Raw genomic sequence first — 8,003 nt, 5'->3', positions numbered from 1 at the left:
CGCCGCGGCTGTCGTTCTTCTGGGCGATCGGGATGAACTTCTTCATGGAGGTCGCCAAGCTCCGGGCCGCGCGCGCCCTCTGGTCGCGGCTGGTCGGGCAGTTTGACCCGAAGAACCCGAAATCCCTTTCGCTGCGGACGCATTCGCAGACCTCGGGGTGGTCGCTGACGGCTCAGGACGTCTTCAACAACGTCGAACGGACCTGCATCGAGGCGATGGCAGCGACCCAGGGGCACACCCAGTCGCTGCACACGAACGCGCTCGACGAGGCCATCGCGCTACCAACCGACTTCTCGGCACGGATCGCCCGCAACACCCAGCTGCTGCTGCAACAGGAGTCGGGCACGACGGAGGTCATCGACCCCTGGGCCGGGTCGTACTACGTCGAGCGGCTCACCCAGGACCTCGCCGAGAAGGCATGGGCCCGCATCCAGGAGGCCGAGGCCGCCGGCGGCATGGCCAAGGCCATCGAGGCCGGCATCCCGAAGATGCGCATCGAGGAGGCCGCGGCACGGACCCAGGCGCGGATCGACTCGGGGACGCAGAAGGTCATCGGGGTCAACACGTACCGGTTGGCCGACGAGGACCGTCTCGAGGTCCTCAAGGTCGACAACGACGAGGTCTACCGCCAGCAGGTCGAGTCGCTACGACGACTGCGCGACGAACGCGACTCCGAGGAGGTGCGCCGGACGCTCGATGCACTGACGTCCGCGGCGGACCGGGGGGCCGACCGAACCGGCTCGCTCGACGGCAACCTGCTCGCGCTCGCGGTCGACGCGGCCCGGGCCAAGGCCACCGTAGGCGAGATCTCCGATGCCCTCGAGAAGGTGTGGGGCCGCCACCAGGCGGTGATCCGTACGATCAGTGGCGTGTACCGCGACGAGTCCTCCCAGACCGACGACGACAAGGTCGCCAAGGTGCTCGAGGCGACCGCAGCCTTCGAGGAGGAGGAGGGCCGGCGCCCACGCATCCTCGTCGCGAAGATGGGCCAGGACGGGCACGACCGGGGCCAGAAGGTCGTCGTGACGGCCTTCGCCGACCTCGGCTTCGACGTCGACGTGGGCCCACTCTTCTCGACGCCCGAGGAGGTCGCGCAGCAGGCCGTCGACGCCGACGTCCACATCGTCGGCGTCTCGTCGCTCGCCGCCGGTCACCTCACACTGCTGCCGGCGCTGCGCAAGGCGCTCGCGGACCTCGGCCGCGAGGACATCATGATCGTCATCGGCGGGGTCATCCCGCCCGACGACGTGCCCGTCCTCAAGGAGATGGGTGCTGCCGCGGTCTTCCTGCCCGGCACGGTCGTCGCCGAGTCGGCCCTGGACCTGCTCGAGAAGCTGTCGGCACGGCTGCGCCCGTGATGACGGGGTTGAGGTGTTCCGGTGCTCCCAGCGGGCACCGGAATACCTCATTGCGGGAGCGGTTGCGGGCACGGGAGCGGTCGTGGGAGGGGTTGTGAGCAGTCGACGCGAGGTCGATGTCGACGGGCTCGTCGCCGGGGTGCGCGAGGGACAGCGCGCCAGCGTGGCCCGGGCCATCACACTTGTCGAGTCGTCCCGTCCTGACCACCGGGTGGCGGCCCGAACGCTGCTCGAACAGCTCATGGCCGCCAGTACCGCCGGCTCGGACCGGTCGCCCACCGTCCGGGTCGGCATCTCGGGCGTGCCGGGGGTCGGCAAGTCCACCCTCATCGAGTCGCTCGGCCAGCACCTGATCCGTGAGGGGCACCGCGTCGGAGTCCTCGCGGTCGACCCCTCGTCGGTGCGGACGGGCGGGTCTGTGCTCGGCGACAAGACGAGGATGGGGACGCTCTCTGCCAGCCCAGCGGCATACATCCGCCCTTCGCCGTCCGCGGGGACGTTGGGAGGCGTGGCACGCGCGACGACGCAGGCGATGGTCGTCCTCGAGGCCGCCGGGTATGACGTGGTGCTCGTCGAGACGGTCGGCGTCGGTCAGTCCGAGGTGACGGTCGCCGGCATGGTCGACACGTTCCTCTTCCTCACGCTCGCGCGGACCGGCGACCAACTCCAGGGCATCAAGAAGGGCATCCTCGAGATCGCCGATGTCATCGCGGTCAACAAGGCAGACCAGGACCATGAGGGCGAAGCCCGCGTCGCCGCAAGGGAACTGGCGGGGGCACTGCGCTTCGTGCATGGCCGCGACAAGGGTGGGTGGATCCCGCCGGTCGTCACCTGCTCGGGCCTGACGGGGACCGGGATCGACACGGTCTGGGAGCGCGTCCTCGCCCACCGGGAGAACCTCGGGACGGAGGGGCTCTCGAGCAAGCGCGCCGGGCAGCAGCTCGACTTCATGTGGGCGCTGGTGCGCGATGAACTGGACCAGCGGCTCAGGCGGTCGGGCCGCGTCGCCGCGGTGCGAGCCGAGGTGAGTGACGCGGTGCTGGCCGGAGAGATCCCAGCGACGATCGCGGCAGACCGGATCCTGGCCGCCTACGACGAGCGCACTCTCGATCGGGAATAGTGCACTGTCGATTGAGAAAGCTGCACGGTCGATTGAGAAAGCTGCACTGTCGATTGAGTCAGTCGCCGGGCCAGCCAGCCATCAGCTTGGCGCGACGCTCGGTCCACTCCTCCTGGATGTCGCCGAGCCGGCGGGTGATGAACTCGACGAAGTCGACCGAGAGCTGCAGCCGACGACCCGCCGGGGTCTCCGGGCCTCCGACGGCGTCGACGCCCTGGCTCATGCTGCGCATGATCTCGTTCATCACGCGGTCACGACTCATGATCGCGTCGTGCCACGCCTCGGCCCGCACGACGTAGACGTCGCGCCGGCTCCCCCGCTCCCGTTCCTTGCCGATCATCCCGACGTGAGTGAGGTAGCGCACGGCACCGGACACCGCCGCAGGGCTCACGGCGAGCGCCTCGGTCAGCTCGGCGGCAGTCATTCGCCCGTCCTCATCGGCAAGCAGGGCCGCGAAGATGCGTGAGGCGAGCCGTGGCATACCGGCATCGGTCAGGACGTCGCCGAAGCGCTCGACGTATGCCGTCAGGGCCTGCTCGTCGCGTCCGTCTCCGACCGCTCGCCTGCTCAACCACGCCTCCTCGTCCCGAGTCCGGTTCACGCCAGTCTAGCCAGCACTTCCACAGCATTCACTATTTGCTGAATCCTGTGTACCGTCGGTGGTATGACGTCTGCAATCGAGGTCCACGACCTCCGCAAGTCATTCGGCCCGAGCGTCGCACTCGACGGCCTCGACCTCGAGGTCGCTCCCGGCGAGATCCACGGGTTCCTCGGGCCCAACGGGGCCGGCAAGTCGACCACCATCCGGATCCTGCTCGGGCTGCTCCGTGCGGACGGCGGCAGCGCCACGGTGCTCGGGGAGGACCCGTGGCAGGACACCGAGACGCTGCATCGGCGCCTCGCCTACGTCCCCGGTGACGTCAACCTCTGGCCGAACCTGTCAGGTGGGGAGGCGATCGACCTGCTCGGCCGGCTCCGCGGCGGCCTCGACGAGAGGAAGCGCGCCGACCTCGTCGAGCGCTTCGACCTCGACCCGACGAAGAAGGGCCGCACCTACTCGAAGGGCAACCGGCAGAAGGTGGCCCTCGTCGCAGCGCTCGCGGCGGACGTCGAGCTGCTCCTCCTCGACGAGCCGACCTCCGGGCTGGACCCGCTCATGGAGGCGGTCTTCCGTAACGCCGTGCAGGAGTTCACGGCCGGTGGAGGCACCGTACTCCTCTCCAGCCACATCCTCAGCGAGGTCGAGGCGCTGGCCGATCGGATCAGCATCATCCGGTCGGGACGCAACATCGAGTCCGGCACCCTCGGGACGTTGCGCGGTGCATCTCTGACCAAGGTCGAGGCGACGACCGCCATACCCGTCGACCCCGAGCAGCTCCGGGCCATCCCCGGCGTCGCCGACGTGCGGGTCGACGGAGACCGGGTCACCTGCTCGGTGGCCACCGACCACCTGGGCGAGCTGCTCGAGCGGCTGGGCGTCAGCGGCATACGGACGCTGGCGAGCTCGCCACCGACGCTCGAGGACCTCTTCATGGAGCAGTACCGGGTCCGGGAGGAGAGCCGGCCATGAGCGGCTTCACCGGGACGGGCGCGCTGCTGCGGCTCGCGCTGCGGCGCGACCGCGTCATCCTGCCCGTCTGCATCGTGCTGCTCGTGCTGCTCGCCGGGGGGTCGGCGCAGGCGGCCCTGGCGCTCTACACGACGCCGGCCGGGCTCACGGCGGCGGCGCGGGCGGTCAACGCCTCCCCCTCGATCGTCGCGATGTTCGGACCGATCGCCGATCCGACGAACCCGGGTTCGATCGCGTCCTTCAAGACCGTGTCGCTCGGCGCGATCTTCGTGGCACTGCTCGCCTACTCCCTCGTGCGGCGCCACACCCGCACCGAGGAGGAGGCGGGCCGGACCGAGCTCGTCGGCGCGGCGGTCGTCGGGCGCCGGGCGCCCTTGACGGCGGCCGTGCTCGAGGCCGTCGGCGCGTGCGTCCTGACGAGCGTCGTCGTCGCGATCTACCTCGTGGGGCTCGGCCTCGACGTGCCCGGCTCGGTCGGATACGGCCTCTACTGGCTCTCGGCGGGCCTCGCGTTCACCGGCATCACGGCCGTCGCCGCGCAGCTGACCCAGACCGCACGCGGCGCCTCCGCGTGGGCGCTCGGTGCACTGGGCGTGGCCTACGTGCTGCGGGCGGTTGGCGACTCATCGCAGGGCGCAGCGACGGCGCTCACCTGGCTCTCGCCGCTGGGGTGGGGGGAGAAGCTCGAGATCTACGGGACGAACCGGTTCGTCGTCTTCCTCATCCCCCTGGCGTTCGCCGTCGGCCTGCTGGGAATGGCGTATGGCCTCCGCGAGCGCCGGGACCTCGGCGCCGGCCTCGTGTCCGGCCGCCCCGGTCCCCGACGTGCGGCCGCGTCGCTGTCGAGTCCGCTGGCCCTGGCATGGCGGCTGCAGCGGGGCGCCTTCCTCGGCTGGCTCGTCGCCTACGCCCTGCTCGGGCTCGTCCTCGGCAGCGTCGCCCTCAACGTCGGCGACTTCGTCAACGACCCGAAGGTCGAGCAGATGCTCCGGCAGCTCGGTGGGAACGCGTCCTCCCTGTCGGACCTCTATCTCGCCGCCGAGATCAACTTCCTCGCCATCGGAGCCGCCGCGTACGGGATCTCCGCCGCGCTCCGGCTGCGGTCGGAGGAGGCGGAGGGGCACTCCGAACAGGTGCTCGCGACCTCGACGTCACGGCCGGCGCTGCTCGGCAGCCACGCCTTGATCGCGCTCGTCGGGAGCGCGGTGCTGCTGGTCGTCACCGGGCTGGGTATGGCGCTCACCTACGGCAGCGCGACCGGCGGGGTGGGTGCCGCCATCCGGCACCTGACGCCGAGCGTGCTGGCACCGATCCCGGCGGTATGGGTGTGCGTCGGCCTCGCCCTCGTCGCCTTCGGCGCGCTCCCCAGGCTCGTGATGCTGGCGTGGGCCGTGCTCGCTCTGTTCGTGGTCGTGGGCGAGTTCGGGTCGATCTTCAAGCTCCCGCAGTCGGTGATCGACGTCTCGCCGTTCGTTCACGTCAGCGTGGCACCCGGTGGCTCGGTCTCCCCAACGCCGCTGGTGGCGCTGCTGCTGATCGCCGCCGCCTTGGGGATCGCGGCTGTCGGCGCGTTCCGGCGCCGGGATCTCGCCACTCCCTGACGGCCCTCTCCCCCCATCGAGGGGTAGTTCTCACGATCGAGAGCACTTGCTCCGCCACTACAGTGGCGGCGTGAGCTCAGCGATCCCAGGCTTCTGGGCTGTCATCCCCGCCGGCGGTTCAGGTACCCGCCTGTGGCCATTGTCCCGACGCTCGGCACCCAAGTTCCTCCTCGACGTCACCGGCTCCGGGCAGTCACTGCTCCGGTCCACGTGGTCGCGGCTCGAGCCGCTCGTCGATCATCGCGTCCTCGTCGTGACTGGCGCCGCGCATGCCGATGCGGTCCGCCGCCAGCTCCCGATGCTGCGCGACGAGTCGGTGGTCGCCGAGCCGTCCCCTCGCGACTCGATGCCCGCGATCGGTCTCGCCGCGGCTCTCATCGAACGCCGGGACCCTGATGCCGTCATCGGGTCCTTCGCCGCCGACCACGTCATCGAGGACGAGGCGGCCTTCCACCGGGCGATCCACGAGGCGGTCGCCATGGCCCGCACCGGCGAGCTCGTCACGATCGGCATCGAACCGACCGGTCCCGCCACCGGCTTCGGCTACATCCGCGAGGGCGCCGGCCTGAACGTGCCGGGCGCCGAGCACGGTCGCCGCGTCGAGGAGTTCGTCGAGAAGCCGGACCTGGCCACTGCCGAGAAGTACCTCGAGAGCGGCGAATACCGCTGGAACGCAGGCATGTTCGTCGTCCGGGCCACGACCCTGCTCGAGCTGCTCTCCGACCGGCACCCGGACATGGTCGCCACACTCCGGGAGATCGCGGCCGAGCCGAACCGGCTCGAGGAGCTGTGGCCCTCCCTCACGGCGATCGCGATCGACCACGCCGTCGCCGAGCCGGCGGCGGCCGCTGGTCGCGTCGCAGTCGTGCCGGCGGACCTCGGGTGGGACGACGTCGGTGACTTCGAGTCCATCGCTGGGTTCTCCGACGGCCACCACGGCCCCGACGGCATCATCGTGCTCTCCGGGGCGGACGACATACTCTCCGTCGACGCCACTGGTGTCGTCTCGGCGGGCAGTGGGCGCCTCATCGCCCTCGTGGGCGTCGAGGACCTCATCGTGGTCGACACCCCCGACGCGCTCCTCGTGACCACCCCCGACCGGTGTCAGGACGTCAAGAAGGTCGTCGCCCAGCTCGCCGACAAGGGCCGGACCGACCTGCTCTGACCCTCCTCTCGATCGGGAGGAGTGCTCAGTCGCGGCCGTAGATGTCGCGGGTGTAGACCTTGTCCACGACGTCGGCCAGTTCGTCGGTGTGCCGGTTCGCCACGATCACGTCGGCCTCGCGCTTGAACTCGTCGAGGTCTCGGACCACCCGTGACCGGTAGAACTCGTCCCCCTCGAGCGTCGGCTCGTAGACGATGACCTCGACGCCCTTGGCCTTGAGCCGCTTCATGATTCCTTGGATCGAGGAGCTGCGGAAGTTGTCAGACCCGGCCTTCATGACGAGCCGGTACATCCCCACGACCCGGGGGTGGCGGTCGAGGATGTCGAACGCCACGAAGTCCTTGCGCGTCGCGTTGCTGTCGACGATCGCCTGGATCAGGTGCTGCGGCACGTCGCGGTAGTTGGCGAGCAGCTGCTTCGTGTCCTTCGGCAGGCAGTAGCCGCCGTAGCCGAACGACGGGTTGTTGTAGTGCGTGCCGATCCGCGGGTCGAGCCCGACCCCCTCGATGATCCCCTTCGTGTCGAGCCCGTGCCGGGCGGCGTACGTGTCGAGCTCGTTGAAGTAGGCCACGCGCATCGCCAGGTAGGTGTTGGCGAAGAGCTTGATCGCCTCGGCCTCGGCCGACTGGGTGAACAGCACCGGCACGTCGTCGTCCGCGGCCCCCTCGACAAGCAGCTCGGCGAACTGCTTCGCCTCCGCGGTCGTGTCCCCGACGATGATCCGGCTCGGGTGCAGGTTGTCCCAGAGGGCACGCCCCTCGCGGAGGAACTCCGGCGAGAAGATGATCGACGCGTCCGGGTGCTTCTCGCGCATCCGCTTCGTGAAGCCGACGGGCACGGTCGACTTGATGACGATCGTCGCGGCCGGCTGGTGCACCAGGACGTCCGCGATGACCGACTCGACCGAGGCCGTGTCGAAGAAGTTCGTCTCGGGGTCGTAGTCCGTCGGCGTCGCGATCACCACGTACTCCGCGCCGGCATAGGCCTCGGCCCGATCCAGTGTCGCCCGGAGGTGGAGCCTGCCACTCGCCAGGCACTCCTCCAGCTCGGCGTCGATGACCGGCGAGCGCCCCTCGTTCACGAGCCGGACGCGCTCCCCATCCAGGTCGAGCGCGACGACCTCATTGCGCGCGGCGAGGATGGCGGCATTCGAGAGGCCCACGTACCCGAGGCCGGCAATAGCGATCTT

General features: G+C 69.9%; 7 protein-coding genes. 5 read left to right on the top strand and 2 right to left on the bottom strand.

The genetic code is table 11. The features are described from left to right. The coding region (locus ACTHJJ_RS08010; protein ID WP_440302412.1) for a methylmalonyl-CoA mutase family protein at positions 1-1,358 on the top strand (1,358 nt) is incomplete at its 5' end. A 94-nt stretch (positions 1,359-1,452) separates the two neighbouring features. Beyond that, a complete protein-coding gene (gene meaB / locus ACTHJJ_RS08005) occupies positions 1,453-2,478 on the top strand; it encodes a methylmalonyl Co-A mutase-associated GTPase MeaB (RefSeq protein ID WP_440302411.1) in 1,026 nt (341 codons plus the stop codon). A gap of 58 nt (positions 2,479-2,536) precedes the next feature. Here the strand turns inward: meaB and ACTHJJ_RS08000 are convergent, their stop codons facing one another. Continuing rightward, positions 2,537-3,049: a GbsR/MarR family transcriptional regulator gene (locus ACTHJJ_RS08000; RefSeq protein WP_440302410.1), complete on the bottom strand. Its 513-nt coding sequence runs from the start codon at positions 3,047-3,049 to the stop codon at positions 2,537-2,539. Between the two features lie 93 nt (positions 3,050-3,142). On the opposite strand from ACTHJJ_RS08000, the gene ACTHJJ_RS07995 reads away from it, so the two are divergent. The 3 genes from ACTHJJ_RS07995 (at position 3,143) to ACTHJJ_RS07985 (ending at position 6,814) form a co-directional block, all read left to right on the top strand. After that, positions 3,143-4,048 (top strand): ATP-binding cassette domain-containing protein, encoded by a 906-nt coding sequence (locus tag ACTHJJ_RS07995; RefSeq protein ID WP_440302409.1) that lies wholly within the window; start codon positions 3,143-3,145, stop codon positions 4,046-4,048. Continuing rightward, positions 4,045-5,649 (top strand): ABC transporter permease, encoded by a 1,605-nt coding sequence (locus ACTHJJ_RS07990; protein ID WP_440302408.1) that lies wholly within the window; start codon positions 4,045-4,047, stop codon positions 5,647-5,649. Before ACTHJJ_RS07995 ends, ACTHJJ_RS07990 begins: the two co-directional genes overlap by 4 nt. Before the next feature lie 70 nt (positions 5,650-5,719). Next, entirely contained in the window at positions 5,720-6,814 is a 1,095-nt protein-coding gene (locus ACTHJJ_RS07985; RefSeq protein WP_440302407.1) for a mannose-1-phosphate guanylyltransferase, read from the top strand. 25 nt (positions 6,815-6,839) lie between these two features. Here ACTHJJ_RS07985 and ACTHJJ_RS07980 read toward each other — a convergent pair. Next, positions 6,840-8,003, bottom strand: a 1,164-nt coding sequence (locus tag ACTHJJ_RS07980; RefSeq protein WP_440302406.1) for a nucleotide sugar dehydrogenase, incomplete at its 5' end; no start/stop codon positions are given.

Origin of the sequence: Intrasporangium sp., assembly GCF_051961875.1 — a bacterium.
Lineage (GTDB): Bacteria > Actinomycetota > Actinomycetes > Actinomycetales > Dermatophilaceae > Intrasporangium_A.
Note: the sequence above shows the minus strand (reverse complement) of the source record. Positions and strands in the feature narration are given on the sequence as shown.

Bases quoted from the DNA above. Each gene is read 5' to 3' on its own strand.
- ACTHJJ_RS07995 (WP_440302409.1), top strand. From the start codon at position 3,143: ATGACGTCTGCAATCGAGGTCCACGACCTCCGCAAGTCATTCGGCCCG.
- ACTHJJ_RS07990 (WP_440302408.1), top strand. From the start codon at position 4,045: ATGAGCGGCTTCACCGGGACGGGCGCGCTGCTGCGGCTCGCGCTGCGG.